This window comes from Lacticaseibacillus mingshuiensis (assembly GCF_016861785.1).
In the GTDB taxonomy this organism is placed as follows: domain Bacteria; phylum Bacillota; class Bacilli; order Lactobacillales; family Lactobacillaceae; genus Lacticaseibacillus; species Lacticaseibacillus mingshuiensis.
Map to the genome: position 1 here is coordinate 62,638 of NZ_BOLS01000004.1, position 21,776 is coordinate 84,413.

Sequence of the window (21,776 nt, forward strand, 5' to 3'; positions counted from 1 at the left end):
CTCACCTTAGCTAAAACTTGAGACTCGTCCCCAGTGTGAGTGCGGTATATTAAGGTGTCTAACCATTGCCCGCACAAACAGCGGGGCAGACCACTTCACGAAGACGGGGGATCATTCAGTCAATGAAAAAAATACTGATCGGTGGCATCGCAGCGCTTGTCGTTGTTGCGGCGGCGGTCGGCGGCTTCTTCGGCTACAAAAAGTTCGAAAGTAACCGCCAAGAAGAGGCTGCCAACAAAGCGGCGACCACGTATCTGAACGCGTTTCAAAAACGGCAATATGACAAGCTGATCACGGTGATCGACGGCAACAAGTTGAAGGGCAAAGGCTACCACTACACCCTGAAACAGGTCGAGGCCCGCAATCAGGCCGTCTTCGACCGAGTCGGGGCGGATGACATCAAGATCGAGAACAAGAAGGTGGTGCGCAAGAACGCGACGACTTTTACCTTGTCGTTTGATGTCAAAATGGCGACGACGGTGGGACCACTCACCGCGCGGGGTTACGAGACCACCGTTCATCAAGTTGGCGATCAATGGCAGGTCGTCTGGAATCCGCAGATGCTGTTTCCACAAATGTCAGGTAGCGCGACGGTTCAGCTGACGCGGACGGCTGCGACTCGAGGCTCGATTCTCGATCGCAATGGCGAGGTGCTGGCGACCAATGGGACCCGGGTCGAAGCGGGCCTGGTGCGCGGCCAGCTCGGGACCGGCGCAGCGAAGACCGCCAATCTGGCGAAGATCGCGGATGCGTTGGATGTGACGTCCGACTCGTTGGATAAGCTGCTCGCCCAAAGTTGGGTGACCGATGACAATTTTGTCCCGATCAAGGTTGTCACCGCCCAGCCCAAGCTGACTGGGGTCACCTATGAGAATGTGGCGATGCGGACGTATCCGACCGGCGCGGCCAGTGCGCAGCTGATCGGGTATGTCGGCGAGGTGTCGGCCGACGACATCAAGAAGGACCCGCAGCTGGCGGCCGGTGATGAGATCGGCAAGACCGGCCTTGAGCAGACTTACAACAGCGAGCTGGCGGGCAAGGCTGGCGGTGAGCTGTGGATCGAGGATAACGGCAAGACCGTCCAAACCCTGACCTCGCGCAAAATGGTGCCGGGGAAGAATGTTCAACTGACGATCGATGCCGCAGCGCAGGAAAAGGCCTATGCCCAGATCAAGGGTAAAAAGGGCGCGGTGGTCACGCTCGATCCAACCACGGGCGCTGTGATGACGTTGGTCAGCGCCCCCAGCTATGATCCAAACGACTTCGTGGCCGGTATCAGTCAAGCAGATTACGACAAGCTCGCAAATAATTCCGCCGCCCCATTTTCCAGTCGCTACCTGCAGGGGTATGCGCCGGGGTCGACGTTCAAGATGGTCACGGCCGGCGTGGCGCTTGACAACGGGACGATCACGGCGAGCACGACGCGCAAGATCAGCGGGCTGAAGTGGCAAAAAGATTCCAGTTGGGGCGACTACAAAGTGACCCGGGTCGAGGACGTGGCCAGCGAAAACATGGCGCAGGCCCTGGCCTACTCCGACAACATTTGGTTCGCCCAGACCGCGCTGGAAATGGGCGCTGATAAATTCACCAGCGGCGTTTCGCCGTTCTTGAAACAGGGGGACACGTTGCCGCTGACCCAGCAAAAGGCGCAGCTGGCCAATGACGGCTTGAAGCGCGAGGTCCTGCTTGCGGATACGGCATATGGCCAAGGCGAGTTGCTTTTGACGCCGATTCAGCAAGCCACCGCGTACACGGCCTTGGTCAATGGCGGCAAGATGACCCTGCCGCATCTGCTTGAGTCGGACAAAACGCAGACGAAGACCGTCCTCACTTCTGCCAGCGCGGATCAGGTCAAAACAGCCTTGCAGTCCACAGTCACCGATCCGGCCGGTACGGCGCATGCGCTGACCAGCCTCGGCCATTCGATCGCCGCCAAGACCGGCACCGCCGAGCTCAAGGAGAAGCAGGACACGACCGGCAAGACCAACGGCTTTTTAATGGCGGAAGACGCTGCGTCGAATAAGTTCCTGGTGCTGGCCATGCTTGAGGATTCGGACAGCGGGGCGGTGGTCACGGCTATGACGCCTTATCTAGCGAGCTTGTATTGAGGCGGGAGCGTCGAGTCATTGGCAAAGCGATCAAGTGAGAGATCGAAGCGTGGTGTGCACCCTGGAATGGGCGGCACGTCACGCTTTTTGAATGGCGAGGGGCTTATTTGCATTGAGCGGAGGGGCCTTGCTAAGCTGAAATTAAGAGGCGGTCTCATAATGCCAGAAAGGATGCAGGACCGATTCGAACCCAGACGCAACCTATATTGAGAGGTGAGACAAGATGGCAACCCATTTACCCCCAGGCTTACAGGACATGGCGACCCTGGCTGCGGCGCATGCGCTGCGCGAATTGAACACGGATCAGATGACTGAAGCGCCGGCAACAGATGTGCCCGACCGCATCGCCGAAACTTTGACGCGCCAAATGGCCGCAGTGTTTCAGCGAGACTTGGAGACCCAGCTCGAGGCCAGGAAACGGCAAGCACGATAAAAGTGAAGGGGCTGCTGGCTGGATGGCTGGTGGCCTCTTTTTTCGTGGGTGTGGCTGACTGACTCTTGAAACTTATGTATAGAAATACGGCCTGTTTTCCAAAAATGCGAACAGGCCGTATTGTCGTGTATTGGGTCACTTCAAGCGTATGCTTCGGCGGAAAACAGTGATTGCCTTAGATCCGCCTTTCGCTTGTCGCTGGGGGTGAATTTGCGAATCTCCGAGCGATTGAAGCCGACCAGCACTTTCTCGCCATCCATGATGATTGGGTACCGCAAAAGGCTGGGGTCTTCGACGATCTTAGCAATCAAGTCGTTAAGTTGGAGGTTGGCGAGCGAGTCCTTCAGCGAGGCATAGGCCCGACCGCGAACCGAGAGAATGTCGAGAAAACCGTGCTCGCAGCGAATCAGGAGCTTCAGGACTTCATCAAAACTTAGCGGCGACTCGCTGCTTGTCCGTTTGATGTGGGGGATATCATTGTCTTGGAGCCAGGCAACGGCGCGGCGACTGGAACTGCAACTTGTCCGGGTAATGACGGTAACTGGCATGGTGGGGGCCTCCTCTGATAATTTGATTCTCAATATAATCATAATTATATGGGGAGGCGCACACGCACAACAATAGAAAGCAGACGCGTTTTGGTCGCAAAAATAAGGTGGCAGACGTTATTCAATGACGCGCAGAAACAGGATATCGACAACACTCACTTACTAGCCGCCAAGCTCTCAAAATAAGCCTAAAAAGTTGAGACAGTGGTTGAAGCTGTCGGACACGGCATTCGCGACGCAGACTTAAGTGAACTTGGGGGCGGGTGGTCAGTGTTGCCGACTTTTTATCTTTCGCGCTTTGATCGCGTTACGGGGAGCAAGGCTATCGACAAAGCGCCAAGGATGAACAGTCCCAGTGGCATCAATGCAGAGGCTCGCTCGCCTGTTTTTGGCAGTACCTGATCTCGGGTTGGCGCAGCGGCTTTAGGTGAGATCGTAATGGCTGGAGTGCCTGATGGCGGGGTAGAAGTGGTTTTTTGGTGATTGCCGCCGGTCGCGGTCTCCTGACGTGAATAGACATAGACAACTTCAAGTGGCGTTGCGCCGAATACGCTCTTTTCAGAGCCAATCACCTTTGTCAGGGTATAGCCGGCGAAAGATCGACGGGGTGCCTGAAAGGACGTTCCGATCGCGCCCTGAAGATTCACTGAATCGGTCAGCGGCTGATTGTTTTCATCTACATAGCGAACCGTGACAGTTCCAATCTTTGCTGGAACCGGCGCATAGACATAGCGGACCGTCTGAGGCGCTGTTGTGAACACGCCGGTTGCATTGGCAGGAGTAGTGGTCAGGATGTAACCTGGAATCACTTCGGGATGGGTCATGAAAGCTTCACCGACGTTGCCATTCAGGCTAGTGCTTGCGCGCAATGGCTGATCATTCTCGTCGACATAGACGACGGTGACCGTCCCAGCCTGCACTGGGTCTTGGCGATAGATATAGGTGACTGACTGCGGCTCATCACTGAAGACACCTGTCGCATTTTTCGGCGAAGCGGTGAGCGTGTAGCCGGCGAAGGTCTTGGCGTCTGTGGTGAATGGGTCACCGAGGTTGCCAGTAAGAGTGAGCGGTTCAGTCAAAGGCTGCCCATTTTGATCGACATAGGAAACGGTGACGGCCGCACCAACCACTGGGTCTTGCCGGTAGACATAAGTCACAGACTGGGGTGCTGTATTAAAGTGGCCTGCCGCATTCGCGGGCATAGCAGTCAGTGTATAACCCGGGAAAATCTTGGCTTCGGTGGTGTACGCATCCCAACGGTTCTGGTCAGGGTAATCGGGGTCGCGAGTGGTGTACCGGCCTCGTCGACGTAATGGACGGTGACGGTGCCTTGCGCGACAGGAAGCGGGACAAACGGGTTGGTCGATTCGCCACCAAAAATATTGGCTGTGCCAGTGAACGTCGCGTCTTGTTCCTGCACGAGCGCGTTTGGCGCCAGAATGTGAATGCCATTGAAGTTGCGCCCGGCATTGACCGTATCAACGGTTGAGGCGGTCGGTAGATTGAACAGGATCTGATTTGGATTTAGGGCCGAATCAACATTGGATGTGGCGCCTTCAAAAGTCACGTGGTCGTCATTCGTCACGTTGACCACAACTTTTGCGTCAGCGGGAATCGTTTCTCCAGTGGCGGGCGCGAAATCATAGACGGCGTTTGGCTTCATGGCCGCGCCGTCCATCGTGAAGTAGTACGTGTTTGTGGCGGCGTCGTAATGCGCCTCGCCTGGTCCAGCGTGAACGTGTATTGATTATAGGATGGCTCCGTTGGCGTGGCGGTCTGCGCTTGACTGGCATAGAAGCTGGCCAGCGTGTTGACGGCGGTCTTCAACTTGGTGAAATAGTCCTGGTCAAAATTGGGGAATGCCTTCACTTGGTCGGCATTTGCCTTGAGCCAGTTGATCAGGCCCCAAGGTACGGTGCCGCTCCCGGTTAAGCCATGGTCGCCGGAAAAGAGAATCGGCGCAGTGGTCGACAGGGAAAAACTTTCGCCGGCCGCGAAGATCAGATCGCCGTTCAATAGCGCGGCATAGTCTTGCCCGGCCACGTTCGTCAGGTTGAGGCCACTGCCCGCATCGATCTCAAGGTCTGCCCCTGTGGCAAGACTGCCGGTGTAGGTACCCTGGCCGCGCAGCGTTGAGTTTGCAAAGACTGTCATACCAAAGCTGTTGAGATAGTCGACGAGGCGATTTGGATCTGTGCTGATCGCAGATGCGCTTATTAGATAGGTGTCCTCTAGAGTCGCAACAGTGCTGGCATCAGCCGTTGCGGTTGGGACGATCTTCCAACTATTGTTTTTGCCTTCGATCAGCTTGAAGCCATCGGGCAGGGTGACGCCGGATGGTAGGCTGGACTGTGTGCTGATAGATGACGTTGCGGCCGCTGCGACGGTAGAGATTGGCTGAATGATGGCGGTCATCAGGACGGCCACCATAAATAAAACTAAACGCTTCATGTTTGTTCCCCCAAGTGTGACCGTTTCTGTTGATGCGAAGTTTTGTGCGCTTCGTTACTAGTTCAGTCACGTATTTTGATGATTGCTTTTCCAAAACTGTGAACCGAGCTGCTTGCCCAGGGACAGGTCGATCATGCGGCAAAAGCAAAAATGTTTTGAGCATATCACATATTTGTAAAAACAACAACAGTCTGCTCATATTGGGCAACCAATCTTAACAAAATAATTCCGTTTTTCCCGTTGCGTGCCTATTTGAGACGAGCTTTCCAAGTGGCATATTTTTCTGTGTTTTTTCGTCATGCCGGGGGGAAAACCTTCTGTGTATCGCCCGACTAATTCAGTCGCCGCACCGTGTGACACCATCACAAAAGTTTTTGCTGGGCCGCCCCGGGCGTGCGGATCTTCCAAGATGAAATGGTGGTGTCGTAGTCGAGATCACCGTCGAGTTTAGATTGGTTAAAATTGCACCGTTTATTCTATCTTGTGTGCGTCCATGACCACTAATTTCAGTATAAAGCATGAACTATTCGCGGATTTTCAGCGATTGCCGGAACCCGCACTACATCAGCGTTTTAAAATTTCCGATCACATTTTTCTGCGCTCATTCGCTTTATATAGTGTAAGGCCTTCGAAGGTGGTGGCCTTAACGACCCTTTGGGAAGCATGGCGGCAAACAGATACTGTCGTCTGCGCATCACCCGTATCTGACAGGGCTGAGGAGAAGCAACCACACCTACAGAGCGCACGCCCGATCAGCAGCGTTCAGCACAAGTATTACGGGCACCGGTGCCCCAAAGTACCACCCAGTCTTTCATCACAATGTCGTGCAGCCCACCTTCGTTTGCAGGACCTGGAATGCGGCCAATCTTGAGATGGACGCCCAACTCTTCGGGGAAGGGAAGGTCAACGAAATTCTAAGCCAAGATTTCCTATGCTGACTGCACAAGCGATCGATTATGGCGGCGACTCCGAAGAACTCTTTTGGGATGAAAGGCGCACGGCCTGCCTCGGCAGGTCGTTACAAATGCGACGTCACTGGCTGAAAAGCCAAGTCACGCTCTTTGACAACTGAATAGTACTACCGGCATCCACACAAATGTCGTGCAGCCCACCTTTGTTTGCAGGACCTGGAATGCGGCCCATCTTGAGATGGACGCCCGAGTCTTCGGATAAGGGAAGGTCAACGAAATTCTAAGCCAAGATTTCCTATGCTGACTGCACAAGCAATCGATATGGCGGCGACACGGATGCCACAAAAGTTTCAAAGAGCCATAACCGGCACAGCTCACTTCGTTTCCACTGCAGCGAAGTAAAGCTTGCCGCCCTCCGACTTGCAGTGGGGTCGGAGGTACATAGGACACGCTGGATTCCAGAAAAAAACGAGTGGCTTCGCAAGAGATGATTTCAAGTTTGAGTTCGAAAGTGAATTAGTTTTGATCGAAGATGTTCACTCCTCTTTTGAAAGCCGTCTGCCATTTTTTCGTGATGGCCTGCGTTGTGCGAGTAAGTCATCTTTGATCAGTGCGCGCTCCATCGCAGTCCTGGCGGCGACGGCATCGGCAAAAGTAGCGAAGGTCTTGTTCAACACCAACTCACCATGCACGCTCATTCGCGCGACCCAGCGATGAGCCTGCTTGCTCCAACTCACCCCAGGGACGCCGCTTCGGTTGTTGGTGCGCAGGTTGATCGAGGTCTTCGCCCGCATTATTTCGGTCAAGCCTCGCGCGTTCATTTGTTCGAGCATGACGGAATCTTCCAAAATGCGGGCGCGTGATCGTTCACGACGTACACAGCCGCAACTCGTGGTCAGCCCGCGGCGGAGCTGTTGTGCGTCAACGGTTGCCTGTTTGCCACAGGTACAGATGCAGGACCATTGTGAGTTCCCATTTCGTGGATTTGTGCCAGCATATTTTTGGACCACGAGGCGGCCAAATTGCTGGCCGGTCAAATCAAGACGTTTCACGTGGCGGCCTCCTTTCATGCGCATGTCGCGTGTTGAGGCCAATTGTAGAAAGTGACAGGACCAAGGTTGCTGGGAGCCTCGATTCTGCGACTGCGAAGAAGCATCGATGAAAAATCAGTTGTCTCCGGCTGGCGGGGAAAAGAATCGTATAGGGAGGTTAGTCGCTTCACCAGACTCTCGAGAATGCGCTCAAAATTGAGCCTATTTTCGTATCGAAAGATCGAGGTGCGTCCTTGAAAAATTGCCAGAAATACATAATGAGCCCTTTTGCAATGGCGTTTTGAAGACGACAGAAAGCCCGGCCGATTTGTTTTTTAACTCCCAGAACTGCTTGAGCGTGTTAATTGCGGAACGCCGCCCGAACTCGATATGGTTAAAGTGCAGGGCGGGTCACACACGGTCCGCACCGCGTCTGTCTGCCATGACGAAAGGAGGTGCTCCATGTGAGCACGCAACCATCAAGCAACGAGAGTAAGCTCGGCTTTCTGGCACTGACCGCAATGGTGGTCGGGTCGATGGTCGGGGCAGGGATCTTCATGTTGCCCCGGCGCTTTGCGGAAGCGACCGGAGTGATCGGCACCGGGCTGACCTGGCTGATCGCGGGAACTGGAATGTTGATGTTGGCCCTTGTCTTTCAAACGCTCGCCGTTCGCCAGCCAACCTTGGACGCTGGGGTTTTCGCTTATGCCAAGGCTGGGTTTGGCAATTATGTCGGCTTCATCGCCGCGGTCGGCTTCTGGGCCAGCGCCTGCGCGGGTAACGTCACGTACCTGGTGTTGATCAAATCGACACTGGGCGCCGTCATTCCCGGACTCGGCGAAGGAGACACAATTCTAGCGCTGGTTTTGTCGTCTGCGATGATATGGGCGTTTGTGGCGCTGATCCTGCGCGGCGTCCAGCAGGCGGCCCTGATCAACACCATCGCCACCGTCGCGAAGCTGGTGCCGATCATCCTGTTTGTGATCGTCACCATACTCGCCTTTGACCACAGGGTATTTATCGACAACTTAATGGGCGGCGAGGCCGCGACTGCCGACGTGCTGTTCGGCCAGGTGCGGGCGACGATGCTGATCACCGTGTTCGTGTTTCTCGGCATCGAAGGCGCCAGCATCTACTCCCGCTACGCGAAAACACGTCGGGATGTGGGCCGTGCAACGGTGCTTGGATTTGTGTCGGTGTTGGCACTTCTAGCGGCCATCACCATGCTGGCGTACGGCGTGATGCCACGCGCTGAAATGGCGGCACTGCGCCAGCCGTCACTTGCCGGGGTCCTGACGCACGCGGTCGGGCCGTGGGGCGGGGTGCTGATCAGCGCCGGCCTGATCGTGTCGGTGCTCGGTGCGTACCTCGCTTGGACGTTAATGGCGGCGGAAGTCGTGCTTGCGGCGGCCAAGAATCAGGACATGCCGGCCGCGCTGGGACGTGTGTCGAAGACCGGCGTACCGAAAAATGCCTTGCTGGTGTCGGCCGCGTTGACGCAGCTGATCTTGTTGGCGACATTTTTGACGGATGGTGCGCTGGATTTTGCGCTCGATCTGACCGGGTCGCTCGCACTCTTGCCATTTTTCCTGACGGCGGTGTTTGCGGTGAAGATCGCGCTCACCCGCGATGGTTACGACGAGGTCTCAGCGAAAACGCGGCGACGGGACCTGATTGTCGGGGGCATCGCCGTCGTGTATACCGCGTTTCTCATCTATGCGGCGGGACTGAAATTCCTGTTGCTCTCATGCTTGTTGCTGGCGCCGGCCACGGTGCTTTATTTGGTGGCCCGCCGCGAACAACGCCACCCCTTTTTCAAACGCTATGAGACGCTGATTCTGGTGGTCCTCATCATAGGCGCGGCGGTTGCGCTGCATGGCTTGTTGACCGGCTGGATCGCGATCTGATGACGGCGTAACTCGATATTCAACTAAGGAGGAACTCTGATGACGCAATTCGAACCGAACTTCGGCGTGTATTCCGAGGTGGGCCAGCTGCGCCGCGTGCTTGTGTGCCGGCCGGGGCTTGCCCATGAACGCCTGACCCCCTTGAACAACCATGACCTGCTCTTCGACGACCTGCCATGGGTCGACCAGGCCAAGCGCGACCACGAGGACTTTGTGGCAAAAATGGTGGCGCGGGGTATCGACGTCCTGGAACTCCACACACTTTTGGCTGAGACCCTCGCTGTGCCAAGGGCCAAGGCCTGGCTGCTGGACCGCAAGATCACCGCCAATGAGGTCGGCCGCGGCCTGATCGCCGGCACCCGCGCATTTTTGGAAACGCTGGACAATGTGATGCTGGCCGAATATCTGATCGGCGGGCTGGCGGCCAGCGAATTGCCGAAGGAGTATCGAACCGACTACCTCGGGTTGGTGCGCGACTCAAGCGGCGTCAATGAATACCTGATGCCGCCACTGCCGAACACGCTGTACACGCGCGACACGACCTGCTGGATCTACAACGGCATGACATACAATTCGCTGTATTGGCCGGCGCGCCACGATGAAACGCTCTTGATGAAGGCCATCTATCTTTTCCACCCACTGTTTGCCAAGCAGGACATCAACATCTGGTGGGGCGACCCCGAGCGCTCATGGGGACAGGCCACGTTTGAAGGCGGGGATGTGATGCCGGTCGGAAATGGTGTGGTGCTGATCGGCATGAGTGAGCGCACTTCGCGCCAGGCAATCACCCAAGTCGCCCAGTCGCTGTTTACTGCGCGCGCCGCCGAGCGAGTGATCGTGGCGGCGATGCCAAAGTTGCGCGCTGCCATGCACCTCGACACTGTTTTCACCTTCGCCGACCGGGATCTGGTCACCGTGTACCCGCAGATCGTCGACCAGATTCAGCCCTTCTCGCTGTATCCGGAAGACAACGAGCAGCTCAAGGTGGTCCGCGAAAAACAGGGCTTCATTCCGACAGTCGCCGAGGCGCTCGACCTGCCGAAGCTGCGCGTGGTCGAGACCCCGGGCAGTCTGTACACCAGTGAGCGCCAACAATGGGACAGCGGCAACAATGTGGTGGCGCTGGCGCCGGGCGTGGTGATGGCTTATGACCGCAATACGCACATCAACCGGGCTTTGCAGGAGGCCGGAGTTGAGGTGGTGACCATTGCCGGGGCTGAGCTTGGTCGCGGGCGTGGCGGCGGCCACTGCATGACTTGCCCGATTTTGCGGGATTCGGTGGACTATTGAGTTTGATGCGCAGCTCGTGCTTGCCAGTTTTGGCGGGGCGGGCTGTTTTTTTGCTTTGGATTCGAAAATGGCGGGCCGGTCTCATTTTTGAGCGACTCGCGAAGGTGCCTGGTGCGGCGCGCTACACTACCTCAATGGAACATGTGGTCGGCTGGCTGTGGGTCAGCGGGTGACAAGACGTTACAACAAAACTAACTAAGGGGAGATAGTTATGAAGAATCGCGATGGAGCAAAAAAACTGTACCGAGCACATAAGACCTGGCTCGCCGCTGGATTGACCGCAGCCACGCTGTTGGGGGTCCAGGTGATGGGGGCCAACGCGCATTCCGTTTCCGCAGCTGAGGTCGAGACGCCAGCTGCACGATCGGCCGTAACTGTCACCGCACCAACGCAGGCGGAGATCGAGGCAATCATTGCCGCCGACCAAGATGATGCCGCAACTGGCGCTTATGTCGGCGCAGAAGCGGGGCGAACGGGCGGTGATCTCACTGATCTGAGTGCGCATAGCGCCGCCTATATCAATGCCTACAATGAGGCAAAGGCGAAGGCAGAAGCGGACAAACAACAAGCCGCACTCGCTGACACGGTCGCCAAAGTCACGACCCCTGGACCATCGGCTGAGGAACTCGCGGCAATCGTGAAAAAAACACAAACAGACGCGAAAAACGGGGCAGAGGTTGGCACAAAAGCCGGGCAGACTGGCGCAGAGCTGGCGGACCTTGACCAACAAAGTAGTGCCTTTATCAATGCCTACAACATTGCGAAGGTAGACGCCGAAGCCGGGACTCAGGTTGGTACAAAGGCTGGCGAAACCGGGGCAGACTTAGAAGATCTGGCACAACACAGCGATGCGTTTGTCGCCGCCTACAATTTGGCGAAGACCAAAGCTGCAGCGGAAAAGGCCGCGGCGCAACAAGCTGCCGAAGAGGCCAAGCTTTAGGCGGCCTACGATAGCGGGTTCCGCTACGGCTCGACCGGGGCCGACCTCGGCAATGTAGGCGTTGCAAGCATGACGCCGGACGAACAAACTGTTTTCAAACGTGGTTACAGTGATGGTGAGCGGGTCCACGCCGAAAAGATGGCGCAGGCTCAAGCTGCCAAAGAGGCCAAGCTTCAGGCGGTCTACGATAGCGGGTTCCGTTACGGCTCGACCGGGGCGGACCTCGGCAATGCAGGCGTTGCAAGCATGACGCCGGACGAACAAAATGTTTTCAAACGTGGTTACAGCGATGGTGCGCGGGTCCATGCCGAAAAGATGGCGCAGGCCCAAAAGGACGCGGCGGCCAAGGCACAACATGCCCAGGATATTCTGAACAGTCACAAGAAGGGGCAGGACTACACCGACTATAAGAAGATCGATGCCGCCTATGCGAAAGGCTTAGCCGATGCAGCGAAGAAAGCGGCTCAGACTACTGACAGCGGCAACCGGTCGACGGACACCTCTGAAAACACGCAATCCACAGAACCGGACAAGACATCGGCCACAAAGACTGATGGAACGACAGCTGCTACCGCCACGACAGCCACCCAAACAAAGGCCAAGGCAAGCAATAGATCTACGTCCAACGCCACTACAAGCGATAATGACCAGAAGACCGAAGCGGCAACGGCTAACGGGACAACGCAGGGACAGCTGCCAACAACTGGTGATCATGTAGACACAACGGCTGCCTCACTTGGATTTGTTGCGGTTATCGGGATGCTGTTTGGTCTGGCGGGGACCTCGTTGAAGAAGCAACGCTAATTCGGCGACATGGCGCCACCCGAGGCCTTTAAATCAATGCGCCACCACCAGACTGAAAATACCAAAAACGCGCCCCATTCCGATCCGCGGAATGGGGCGCGTTACTGTATCTGGTTTAGTCTGCTGGTAAAAGATTGGTCCACATTTCATCAAAGCTGATGTTAACGGCATGTCCCAGGAACGGGTCAAAGCGCACAAGAGTGGTCTTCAAAGCGAGAAAGTCGGCTTCGGCTGTCGAACTGCTGGCGATTCGCGCGCGGGCCAGGCCAGTAAACTTGGCGATCGACCGCGACATGACGGTGGTCTTATCAGCGGTGGCCCGGGCCAAAAGCGTCAAGGCTTCAGCTTGCATTGCGGCATTCTCGGCCAGCCCGGACGCGTTGATCAGGCTCATATAAAGGATCTCGCGCAGACGGTCATCCAGTTGGGCCTGGGCATCGACCTGTTTGATCACATGGGTGTAAGCGGCCACGACCGGTGCGATCGGAAGGAGGTCCGCCACGACTAATAGAGCGAGGTTCATAAAATGGTTCCAGTCTTCGATGCCAAGCACCTGATGGAGGACCGATAACGCCAAGGTCTGAGCCTGCGGGTAGTCGACGCGCAGTTTGGCATTTTAAAATTGCGCAATGGTGACGACTAAATGATTGGCCGGGGTTGGGACAGCCTGCGCCTTGGCCTCATATTCTGCGATCAGATCCAGCAACGCATGCTGTTGCGCGCGCGGCGAGATGTGGGCCACAAGTACCTCGTTGACCCGGCCGATGCCGTCAAAGGACCGTTCGTGGATGAAAATTGGCTCGGTATAGAGGCTTTGCAGCTCGTCGGCGCGCACATGGAGCCAGTCGAACACGCGCACAACGGTCGATAGCGGTAATTGTGCCGTTTCCTGGCGCACCAGCCGCCAGTAAGTGGCCTTGGAAAGGCCGACGCCGTGACAAAGGGTTGCTACGCTCATTTTTTTATTGAGGCGCAGTTCGTTCAGATCGATGGCGGCGTTGCTCGGCGGACAGGGGATGCGCGGCTTTTCGGTCAACGAGCGCCAGTCTGTGGCTTGGACTGCACGCCACAGATCTTGATACGCGGTAGTTAACGCACCATCCGGATACAAGAGTGTCAAGTCACGGTGAAAAGTGGGCCAGCCATCTGGCGTCTCTTGCAGGCCGATTTTTCCTAGGGCCATGCGGGCGAATCGTCGCTCCAGCGCACAAGTCCGCAAAAGATTGGCGCTTGAGCCGTTATGGTCGTTGCTCGCGACCCACAAAAGCGCCTGCGCCCGCTCCAGTGGCGTGGCGCGGCTGAGATACAGGCGGCCAATCTGTTGCAGGGTCACGCCATCCGGCCGAATGCGCGAAAGGAGGGCTTGATGGGCGGCGGAAAATGGGAGCCACGGGCTGATTAGATAAAAGAGGTTACGCTCAAAGCCGGTCCACTGGGAATAATTGCGTAATTTGATTAAAAGCGCGCTCGCCTGCCTTGTTTGCCCGGCGCGGTCAGGTTGGCGATACAGCGCAATGGCGCCGCTGAGTAGTTGATAGGCTTCGGGTTCCAACTCGTGGACGTGGACGAGGAGATATTTTTGCAGGTCTTCGCCTGCTTCTAGCGAAAGCGCGTTGGGGGCGATGGCGCCCAGCTCACCGATAATGTGTTGCGCCGTTGTGGCCAGCGGCATCATCGTATTTTCCACGCGGACTTCCACGTCTTCCCAACTGAGCGCAAGCGTGTCGAATGCGCGCAGGAGCGGTCCGAGGCGCCAGTCGGCCTCGCCGCGAACGAGTCGCGTGTAGGTCGCATGGGCGAGCCCGGTCTGCGCGCAGAAAAATTGAACCGGAATACCTTGGACGCGGCGCTGGTTGCCAATGTATTCGCCGAGCTCGAGTTCTTGTGACGCCATGCGGGGCCTCCTTTTGCAGTGGTGGTGGTTGATTCCAGTTTACAGGGCTGCTCAGGCGCGGGTCTAGTTTGTGCTCAATTTTGAGACGCGAAGTTGCCACAAATGAAAAAAGCCCGCGAGATGCGGACTGATTGGGGAAACCTGATTTGTAAGCGGCAGGCCTAACTTAGAGAACTGTCCGGACCCCGACGAGTTTTCAGCGCATCGCTTCTGCGCTTGTGCCGAGCGTTTCATTGATTGTTACCTGCTTGCCGGCACGATAGATGGTGAGCTTGACTGTTGCGCCCGGTTTTTGCGCATAAAGCGTTTGGTAAAAATTGCCCGCTGATGTGACGGGCTCGCCATTGAGGCTGACGATCACGTCCTGCGTTTGCAGGTTGGTGCCGGACCCCACTGCCACGACCACGACACCTTCCGTCACGCTGGCGGGCAGGGCAAGCACGCTGCGCTGCTGGGAGCGTGCGATCCGACTGAGGTCGATCGCGGTTGCGGCCAGCGTCGGGCGTTCGATCTCGCCGTCTTTTTCCAGCTGGGCGACGATCTCGGCCACTGTGGCGCTTGGAATGGCAAAGCTCATGTCTTCAATCGTGGCACCGCCACCGGATGTGCCGGAAAGTTTCATCGAGTTGATGCCGACGATCTGGCCGGCCATGTCCACCAGCGGCCCGCCGGAATTGCCACTATTGATGGCGGCGTCCGTCTGCAAAACAGTTGTCTGGATCTCTTTTCCAGTATTCCCGACCGGCAGCGTCATCTGGCGCTCGGTGGCGGAGATCACGCCCTTGGTCGCGCTTGCGGCAAAGGCCAGGCCCAGCGGTGAGCCGACCGCCAGCACGGATTGGCCGGTCGCCGCGGCGTTGCTTGCCGCAAATTGGGCAGTCGTCAGGGCTGAGTCGCTGGTGATCTTCAACACGGCCAGGTCGGTCAACGGGTCGTCACCGACCAGAGTGGCTGTGTGCGTCGTTCCGTCGTTGAGCACGACCTCGATCGCCGTCGCATCGGTGATCACGTGCTCGTTGGTCACAATAAAATACGTCTTATCATCGCGCTTGTAGATGACGCCGGACCCCGCGCCGCTGGATTGGCCGCTCGGTTGCTGGTAGGGGTACAGCGCCTGACTGCCGGCCGTGTAGTTGACCACGGTCACGACGGCTGGGCTGATCACGCGGTACGCCGCAGCGGCGCTGTCATCGGTGGTGACGGCGCTAACGGGCTGGGAGGTGGGGGTCATGGTGCTGTCCGCCAGCGTGGTTTGGGATTCCAGTACTGCGTGGAGATACAGCCGCGCACCCGCGTACCCAGCGCCAAGCGCCAGCCCAAGGCCAATGATTGCGAGGAGGAAGGGCCGGAGCCACTTTGAGATCGGTTGCTTCATGTTTTTACACCGCCTTCTTGTTGTTTGTACTTCAAGCGTAGCAAGACGGTTGGCGCGGTGTCGCGGAATAGGCGCGGGGACTTAAAGCGGTGAGAATGGTGAATTGACGGCGTTTGTGGGCTGATTCCTCATAAAATGCAGCGTGTCTGCTCAAAATTGAGACGGCCATCAGGGACGTTGAAAGGCGGACAACGGTCTTTTAAAGAAAACGAACAGATAACGAGCCGTTTGTGCTTCCTTGCCTTTACTGAGGTGAGCAGCTTTTTGAGGGCGAGTCAGAATTGTAGCTAAATATCAGTATGCTTATTTTTCTTTGATGAGCGGGCAGTCTATGATGGGCTCAAAATCGAAGGAGTTGATCAAGATGCAAGACATTTTTTCAAATACCGTAACAATCGCCGCGCCCGTAGCCCTAGTAAAAGCGTGGCTGCTTGACCCCGCAAGATTGAACGCGTGGAATCCGGAAATCACGGCTATTAGCCCCGCGCAGCCGATTGGCCGGCTTCACATCACCCGGAGCGGACAAGCGTTGAACCGCGAAGAGGATATCCAGATCATTGAAAGCGATGATCTCATTATTTACGCCAGCACAGGCGGTCGCCTCGCATACCGGCTGACGTTTCAATTGACCGACTCGGAAGACCAAACTGTCATTGAGGAACACCTGCTGGTGGACGGCGAGGCGCATCCGCTCTTGCCATTTGAGCTTCTTGCGCCAATCGCGAAGAAGGCCTTTTATGACAATTTGGTTCGGCTCAGTATTCTGGCGCAGGCCGACTCGCCGGCGGGGGACGACAAATGAAGGCAATTATTCAACGGAATTTTGAGGGTATCGCCGCACTGCAAATTGGCGACGTAAAACAGCCGCCTGTCACACCAATCACCGCATTGATCAAGACCGCCTTCACGCCAGTCATACCATATGACTGGATGACCGAGGAAGGGCGGCTTAAAGACTTACGACCGGTTCATCTGCCGATGGTGATCGGTTATGGCTTTTCAGGCGTGGTAACGGCAGTCGGGGCGTTGCGCAGTCCGGCTTTAGTCGGTAAGCGTGTCATCGGATTGAGTCAGAACGGAACGAGTCAGGAATATAATGCGAATCACATCCCGCCACTGTTGATCGAGGTCCCTGATCAAGTCTCCTTGGAGGCTGCCGCAACCGTGATCGGTGGCGCCGATACTGCACAGGCGGTGATCGATGAGGCACGTCTGGCCCCGGGAAGTATTGTTCTAATCACGGGCGCATCAGGCGGTGTCGGAACTGCGTTGATTCAGCTGCTTCGGCGGCAGGAGGTCACGGTGGTTGCAATGGCAAGTACGGAAAATACCGAGTTCGTTCGCGAAGTTGGGGCTACGATCGTGCTTGATTACGAGCAGTTCATAGCGCCACAGCTACAGGGGCTGCCGCCAATCGACCTGATCATCGATACAGTTGGATCAGCAGCACTATTGACGGAACTGTCTGCCGGACTTGATTATCCAGCAATTCTCTCGCTGTCATTACCAAGCTATCAGCCGCATTTAGGTCAGCTCTTTCGCTTCTTGAGTCGGCCAATCATGCCGTCTGCGTACCGGAACTTGTTGCACCTAATGGCAACGGGCGAACTCAAGGCGTATGTGGATCGTGTCCTGCCATTCGAGGAGGTTGTGCAGGCACAACTATTGGCTAAGACTGCCCATTCACGTGGGCGCACACTGTTGTCATACGAATAGACCGGCTCAATAAACGTGAGATAATAGAGACTGACTGGTGCTGAGGGAAAGGCTGAACATAACCGATACATTGCGTGCACATTCCCTGAGGCGCGGTTGTTCAGCACAACTGATCAATGCCTGAACTGTAATTCTCTTCGCCGAGTTTGTGGCCTGCAGTCTCACTATTTCGGCGCAAAAGTGGCGAGGGTTATAAGACCAGATCCGGCTCAACCGAGCGGTCCAACTCCGCCCGGTTGTGATAAAGCCGACCGAACCGGATCGCCAAGGCGGGCTGATCGAGCGTTTTGAACAGAGTGAGCGCAGCCTGCATCTGCTTTCTACCATCCGATTTGGATCGTGTAACGTACTTTAACCATCCACCCATGAAGCGGGCGACGATCCCCGCGTAGTGGTAGGCTTTTCCCAAATTTTGCTGTATCATAGGACGCTGGAAAAGTTAACGAACGTTGGTACCGCTTTCAAAAAAGTTGAGGTGCAACGGTGCAGTTTAGGACCGCAACCTTGAGCTCCAGTAGAAAGGGGGGAGGGGTACCCGTGATCGTCGTATCTGTGGTGGTCATTGCTTTGCTCAGCATACTGGTCATCTTAGTCAGCACACTTATGCGTATGGTCAAGGAAAGCAGCGAATTGTGCAATGTAACTCGTGAGCTAATCCAAGGAAAAAGAAGCCGTCACCTACATCCGGGGTAGCGGCTCCTTTTGTTTAGCAAATTCTTTTCAAAGGCAGTGCAGTATGGTTCCTAAGTTTGCTCGCGAGTATTCAGTACGCAAAAAGTAAAGATTCTAGCTACCTTAAGCATTGGCACTGGGGAGAGCAGCATGATCCTAAAGTCAAAAAAACTTGAAGGAGTTTGCACGCAACCTACAGAGCTTTTACAGCGTAGGTAGACCCGTTGACTGGATTATTCACCCCAAAATAGATGTACCCAGATAAAGACTTTAACGTATACGGGCTTCCACTGGGAGTAATATTCCATTTTTGAGTGATGAATCCGGGATCTGTTGAGCCGGTATTGAACATTGTGAAGGTACTCTTGTTTACTACGATTTGCATCGATCTTGTTGACTCAAGTCCAAACATATAGCCGCTATAGCGCATACCGGCACCCGTGAATGCATTTGAAAGGTATGATTGTCCCTTCTTTAGCCGCTTAATGGTTGTCGGCTGTACGGTACTCCGTCCGGTAAAGCCTGTAGAGGTTGAGTCCGTGGATGGTGGGACGATATTACCGTTCCTATCATAAAGGATTTGTTCTTGCGATGTGAGGCTTGAGTCGCTAACCACCGTGCCGGTACTACTGTTGGTACTAGTGGCCAGAGAATCACCTGGATGCTCTGCAGAGGAATTGGAGACGACGGTGTCGGCTTGTGGAACCTTGTTATTGTAAGCGTCATAAACAACTGCGCTCGCAGCAGTGGAAGTGGCGCCCACGGTTGTGCGAGGTGGATTTACAACAATGAGGCTGATGCCGAGCAGCAATATAGCTCCTAAAGAAACAAACAACATCTTTTTCATTTGAAGCACTCCTTTATAAAATTTCTCCTCTAGTGCTAATTAAGCGTAGCATGAGGGTATTCGTTTGGTTGCTCTGGGCCGGAATTCTTATTGATGATTTCAGCGGTTCTTACATTTGCCTAAAATTTGCGTGTACTCCTGCCTGTGTCGCAACGGGGTATGTTTAACTTAATGGACAAAAACAAAGGCTTCAAAAAGCGCCCGGAATTGTTAGTGTAAAAGAGATGAAAGTACATTGGGGGGCATGTGTCATGTGGCCTGAATGGGCTCTATGGGTTTTTTGGACACTGTGGGAAGTGGCTGCGTGGCTTCTTTCACTAAGCCTGTACGCGATGCTGGCGATTGCAGTGGTGATTTGTTTTTCCTGGGTTTGGGCGGGCGTCCGATATTGCCTCTTCAGGACTATAAAAGGGGGTATCGGAGCAAATTGGATACGGCGCAAACAAGCCGCTCGTGTTGCTTATAAAGAGCTCAATCGGCGACTCCGAAGAAAGTAGAACTTTGACAGATTTACTTGAAATTTAGTAATCATGGAATGGCGGACTGTGATTCGGAAATTTGCTGATTGATAATCTAATAGTTGAGAAGCGTTGCAGCAACAGCGGCTGCGATCTCTGGCTCGTATCCCTGAAAGTTTTGGACTCCTAAGGCGACCGTTAATATAGTTAGGGCTGATTTCAAAGCCGGATCAGCGGGTGCTAAATATTCAAGGGCAGCCAGCGTGACGTCGTCAGTTGTCGTGCCAAAGCGGCTAGTTAATACGCTAGGAATACGAGAGGATACGTCGGATGAATAGTAGTCGTCAAATAACGTAGTAACGAGACTATCGCTATTTTCTTCAGAAAGTACGCGTAAGTTAATGGCGTCTATGTCAGCAAGAAAATCACTCACGCTAAAAGATGAGTCAGTATGAGGCGTTGCAATGTAGTATTCAGCTGCATCGGTGACACTAGAAAATTTGTCTTTGTTGGCTACGGCCTGCCCTGCCGCTGTTACAAGGTCACCGGCCCAACCTGCATAGTCCTCAATTGGAAAAATGGTCGTCAGGATGTTTATGGATAGCAGGGCGTTTAGTGATGCCATCAAATGTTGTAAATCAATAACATTGCCAGAGATTGGGTCGACCAGATCGAGAAGTTGGGTGTCATGAGTGATACTGGTACTTTGTTCGCAATAGGTAAGCCAGGCATCATCAGGCAATCCCGTAAAAACGGTCCATGTGGCGCCACCATAACGGAAGTGCTGATAGAATTCCGCTACCAGTTTTAGAACACTAAGCGTAGCTCCAGTATCCTGTATATAGTCGACCGCGACAGCCTCGATTTCAGACATTTGTTCAAGCGTAGTGGCATTTAAGCCAATTGCGGGCACTAATCCTGTCACGGCTCCATCAAGTCCAGAGGCGGCATCTTGATCAATATCAATCCCATATGCCGTATATTCGACAAACTGATCAAAGGCCCAATTAGATGGCATCTTAAAGCCGAGGTTTCCACTCCAACCATAAGACATATTGGCGACGAAGCTGTAGTTATAGCCAGCTTGTGACTGTGCGTTGAGGCAAACGTTTCGTGTACCATAAACGCCTGCGGTATAGGGACTAATGGCTAATCCGGATACGACCGCTTTCAGATAAGGCAGGATGTTACTGTCAATGTCGCCTTGTTGGGCATCAACATCAACCGCAAAGTAGATCACTGTATTGCGCGGAAGACGCAGGTTGAAGGCGGCTTGCGCAGCAACGTTAGCATCAAGATACCCCTGCGCTGCGGTGAAGTAGTCTAGTGTATACCCACCATCTTCATAGATCGGGAAAAACCGCATCCCACCGTCAACAATAGCCTGACATTCAGGAATTGTGAGAAACTTTGGGGTTTCATTCTCGCCGGTTCCCACGGTACCGGTTAAATAGCGGCCGACATAAGTGAACCCAATCGAAACCATATTTGCGACATCTGCGGCTCCAAGTTGGGTAGCACAGTCCATGGCAGTAGAGTTTCGACTTGTGTCCCCGTTGCTGGTTACCAGACCTTTAATCACCGTGTAGTTAGCGGTTGTTGACGGATTGTCGTAGTGCATAAATTGACTGAAGGCTTTTACGCCATTGGCCGTAGCTGTTGTGTAGGTTGTGCCAAAGTCTCCGGTGTAGTAACCGTTGAGATACAGGCCATATTCAAGAATACGCACGATATCACTGGTGTCGCCAACACTCAGAGATACACTTTTAAGAAGCTCATCGGTTTGCGGGCCAAAGGTACCATTAGCGGTGTCGGGAGCCAGCCCAAGAGCAATCTGAAGAGCGTAAATCAAGCCAACATTAGTATCCCGTTGATAGATGCCATCACAAGGCAAAACTCCCATATTGGTGCTGTATTGTGCGTTTAGCCATTGTTGTAGGCTCCGCACAACCGGGTCGCCGCCTAGCACGAGAACAAAGGCGCTCATATCAAAGAGCGCTGCCATGAGATTTACGGTTACGGTCCCATTCGCCGTAAGGCCGGCGTCGGTTTGAAGTTCTTCAATTGCAGAAACGAGTGAGGAACCGTAAGTATCGGTAAAATCGCCGGGGGAAATTCCCTTACACCAAAATGCGCCTTTGATCAGCTTGGTAATATTCGGCTTTGCTGTGTACCCAGATTTTAGTTCTGGTACGACAGGTATGAGTGCAGCTTTAGTTTGATCACCGAACCCTTCAGCTAGACTTGCTATACCGATTTCATGCTGGAGTCCCATTCGCAAACTATAAATAGTTGGCCAGCCTGTCATACCGTCAGTCGGTGCTTTCTCAAATCCGGACACATCAGCGTAAGTGTCATTGAGCCAATTTTGCACTTCAAGAACCATTTAAT

The 21,776-nt window shown here is 54.7% G+C and carries 18 protein-coding genes; 8 read left to right on the top strand and 10 right to left on the bottom strand.

Annotation, left to right across the window (positions count from 1 at the left end; all coding sequences use genetic code 11):
• Positions 1–122 precede the first annotated feature (122 nt).
• Positions 123–2,108 (top strand): penicillin-binding protein PBP4(5), encoded by a 1,986-nt coding sequence (pbp4, locus tag JUE67_RS03560; RefSeq protein WP_203626274.1) that lies wholly within the window; start codon positions 123–125, stop codon positions 2,106–2,108.
• A gap of 223 nt (positions 2,109–2,331) precedes the next feature.
• Complete coding sequence (locus JUE67_RS03565) at positions 2,332–2,541, top strand: hypothetical protein (RefSeq protein WP_203626273.1); 210 nt, start codon at positions 2,332–2,334, stop codon at positions 2,539–2,541.
• 140 nt (positions 2,542–2,681) lie between these two features.
• Here the strand turns inward: JUE67_RS03565 and JUE67_RS03570 are convergent, their stop codons facing one another.
• The 5 genes from JUE67_RS03570 to JUE67_RS03590 all read right to left on the bottom strand — a co-directional run bounded on the left by JUE67_RS03570 (position 2,682) and on the right by JUE67_RS03590 (position 7,503).
• Complete coding sequence (locus JUE67_RS03570) at positions 2,682–3,089, bottom strand: Spx/MgsR family RNA polymerase-binding regulatory protein (RefSeq protein ID WP_203626272.1); 408 nt, start codon at positions 3,087–3,089, stop codon at positions 2,682–2,684.
• A gap of 284 nt (positions 3,090–3,373) precedes the next feature.
• Entirely contained in the window at positions 3,374–4,246 is an 873-nt protein-coding gene (locus tag JUE67_RS03575; protein ID WP_203626271.1) for a MucBP domain-containing protein, read from the bottom strand.
• A gap of 50 nt (positions 4,247–4,296) precedes the next feature.
• Positions 4,297–4,752 (bottom strand): choice-of-anchor A family protein, encoded by a 456-nt coding sequence (locus JUE67_RS03580; RefSeq protein WP_203626270.1) that lies wholly within the window; start codon positions 4,750–4,752, stop codon positions 4,297–4,299.
• Positions 4,749–5,540 (bottom strand): hypothetical protein, encoded by a 792-nt coding sequence (locus JUE67_RS03585; protein ID WP_203626269.1) that lies wholly within the window; start codon positions 5,538–5,540, stop codon positions 4,749–4,751. The genes JUE67_RS03580 and JUE67_RS03585 overlap by 4 nt, the downstream gene beginning before the upstream one ends.
• Positions 5,541–6,987: 1,447 nt before the next feature.
• A complete protein-coding gene (locus tag JUE67_RS03590; protein WP_203626268.1) occupies positions 6,988–7,503 on the bottom strand; it encodes an alcohol dehydrogenase in 516 nt (171 codons plus the stop codon).
• Positions 7,504–7,946: 443 nt separating this feature from the next.
• Between JUE67_RS03590 and JUE67_RS03595 the strand changes: the two genes are divergently transcribed.
• The 4 genes from JUE67_RS03595 to JUE67_RS03610 all read left to right on the top strand — a co-directional run bounded on the left by JUE67_RS03595 (position 7,947) and on the right by JUE67_RS03610 (position 12,423).
• On the top strand, positions 7,947–9,389 hold the full coding sequence (locus JUE67_RS03595) for a basic amino acid/polyamine antiporter (protein WP_203626267.1): 1,443 nt from the start codon (positions 7,947–7,949) through the stop codon (positions 9,387–9,389).
• 39 nt (positions 9,390–9,428) lie between these two features.
• Positions 9,429–10,679 carry an arginine deiminase gene (locus JUE67_RS03600; protein ID WP_203626266.1) on the top strand — a complete coding sequence of 417 codons (1,251 nt, stop codon included), beginning with the start codon at positions 9,429–9,431 and terminating at the stop codon, positions 10,677–10,679.
• A 211-nt stretch (positions 10,680–10,890) separates the two neighbouring features.
• Positions 10,891–11,619, top strand: a complete 729-nt coding sequence (locus JUE67_RS03605; RefSeq protein WP_203636978.1) for a hypothetical protein — start codon at positions 10,891–10,893, stop codon at positions 11,617–11,619.
• Between the two features lie 69 nt (positions 11,620–11,688).
• The gene (locus tag JUE67_RS03610) at positions 11,689–12,423 is read left to right on the top strand and encodes a hypothetical protein (RefSeq protein ID WP_203636979.1); all 735 of its coding nucleotides are present in this window, start codon (positions 11,689–11,691) and stop codon (positions 12,421–12,423) included.
• 115 nt (positions 12,424–12,538) lie between these two features.
• On the opposite strand, the gene JUE67_RS03615 is transcribed toward JUE67_RS03610, so the two are convergent.
• The 3 genes from JUE67_RS03615 to JUE67_RS03625 form a co-directional block, all read right to left on the bottom strand.
• Positions 12,539–13,000 (bottom strand): hypothetical protein, encoded by a 462-nt coding sequence (locus JUE67_RS03615; RefSeq protein ID WP_203626264.1) that lies wholly within the window; start codon positions 12,998–13,000, stop codon positions 12,539–12,541.
• A 39-nt stretch (positions 13,001–13,039) separates the two neighbouring features.
• Positions 13,040–14,317 carry a helix-turn-helix domain-containing protein gene (locus tag JUE67_RS03620; protein ID WP_203626263.1) on the bottom strand — a complete coding sequence of 426 codons (1,278 nt, stop codon included), beginning with the start codon at positions 14,315–14,317 and terminating at the stop codon, positions 13,040–13,042.
• Positions 14,318–14,513: 196 nt separating this feature from the next.
• Positions 14,514–15,692, bottom strand: coding sequence for a S1C family serine protease (locus tag JUE67_RS03625; RefSeq protein ID WP_203626262.1), 1,179 nt, complete (start codon positions 15,690–15,692; stop codon positions 14,514–14,516).
• Between the two features lie 364 nt (positions 15,693–16,056).
• Here JUE67_RS03625 and JUE67_RS03630 point away from each other — a divergent pair, with 364 nt between their 5' ends.
• Complete coding sequence (locus JUE67_RS03630; protein ID WP_203626261.1) at positions 16,057–16,494, top strand: SRPBCC family protein; 438 nt, start codon at positions 16,057–16,059, stop codon at positions 16,492–16,494.
• Positions 16,491–17,408, top strand: coding sequence for an NADP-dependent oxidoreductase (locus JUE67_RS03635; protein ID WP_203626260.1), 918 nt, complete (start codon positions 16,491–16,493; stop codon positions 17,406–17,408). Before JUE67_RS03630 ends, JUE67_RS03635 begins: the two co-directional genes overlap by 4 nt.
• 865 nt (positions 17,409–18,273) lie before the next feature.
• Here the strand turns inward: JUE67_RS03635 and JUE67_RS03640 are convergent.
• Together JUE67_RS03640 and JUE67_RS03645 are read right to left on the bottom strand one after the other, a co-directional pair.
• Positions 18,274–18,927, bottom strand: a complete 654-nt coding sequence (locus tag JUE67_RS03640; RefSeq protein WP_203626259.1) for a hypothetical protein — start codon at positions 18,925–18,927, stop codon at positions 18,274–18,276.
• 573 nt (positions 18,928–19,500) lie between these two features.
• Positions 19,501–21,771: a glycoside hydrolase domain-containing protein gene (locus JUE67_RS03645; RefSeq protein WP_225877873.1), complete on the bottom strand. Its 2,271-nt coding sequence runs from the start codon at positions 21,769–21,771 to the stop codon at positions 19,501–19,503.
• Between the last annotated feature and the right edge of the window lie 5 nt (positions 21,772–21,776).

Coding starts and splice junctions, on each gene's coding strand:
- pbp4 (WP_203626274.1), top strand. CDS start 123: ATGAAAAAAATACTGATCGGTGGCATCGCAGCGCTTGTCGTTGTTGCG.
- JUE67_RS03565 (WP_203626273.1), top strand. CDS start 2,332: ATGGCAACCCATTTACCCCCAGGCTTACAGGACATGGCGACCCTGGCT.
- JUE67_RS03570 (WP_203626272.1), bottom strand. CDS start 3,089: ATGCCAGTTACCGTCATTACCCGGACAAGTTGCAGTTCCAGTCGCCGC.
- JUE67_RS03580 (WP_203626270.1), bottom strand. CDS start 4,752: ATGAAGCCAAACGCCGTCTATGATTTCGCGCCCGCCACTGGAGAAACG.
- JUE67_RS03585 (WP_203626269.1), bottom strand. CDS start 5,540: ATGAAGCGTTTAGTTTTATTTATGGTGGCCGTCCTGATGACCGCCATC.
- JUE67_RS03600 (WP_203626266.1), top strand. CDS start 9,429: ATGACGCAATTCGAACCGAACTTCGGCGTGTATTCCGAGGTGGGCCAG.
- JUE67_RS03605 (WP_203636978.1), top strand. CDS start 10,891: ATGAAGAATCGCGATGGAGCAAAAAAACTGTACCGAGCACATAAGACC.
- JUE67_RS03610 (WP_203636979.1), top strand. CDS start 11,689: ATGACGCCGGACGAACAAACTGTTTTCAAACGTGGTTACAGTGATGGT.
- JUE67_RS03620 (WP_203626263.1), bottom strand. CDS start 14,317: ATGGCGTCACAAGAACTCGAGCTCGGCGAATACATTGGCAACCAGCGC.
- JUE67_RS03625 (WP_203626262.1), bottom strand. CDS start 15,692: ATGAAGCAACCGATCTCAAAGTGGCTCCGGCCCTTCCTCCTCGCAATC.
- JUE67_RS03630 (WP_203626261.1), top strand. CDS start 16,057: ATGCAAGACATTTTTTCAAATACCGTAACAATCGCCGCGCCCGTAGCC.
- JUE67_RS03635 (WP_203626260.1), top strand. CDS start 16,491: ATGAAGGCAATTATTCAACGGAATTTTGAGGGTATCGCCGCACTGCAA.
- JUE67_RS03640 (WP_203626259.1), bottom strand. CDS start 18,927: ATGAAAAAGATGTTGTTTGTTTCTTTAGGAGCTATATTGCTGCTCGGC.
- JUE67_RS03645 (WP_225877873.1), bottom strand. CDS start 21,771: ATGGTTCTTGAAGTGCAAAATTGGCTCAATGACACTTACGCTGATGTG.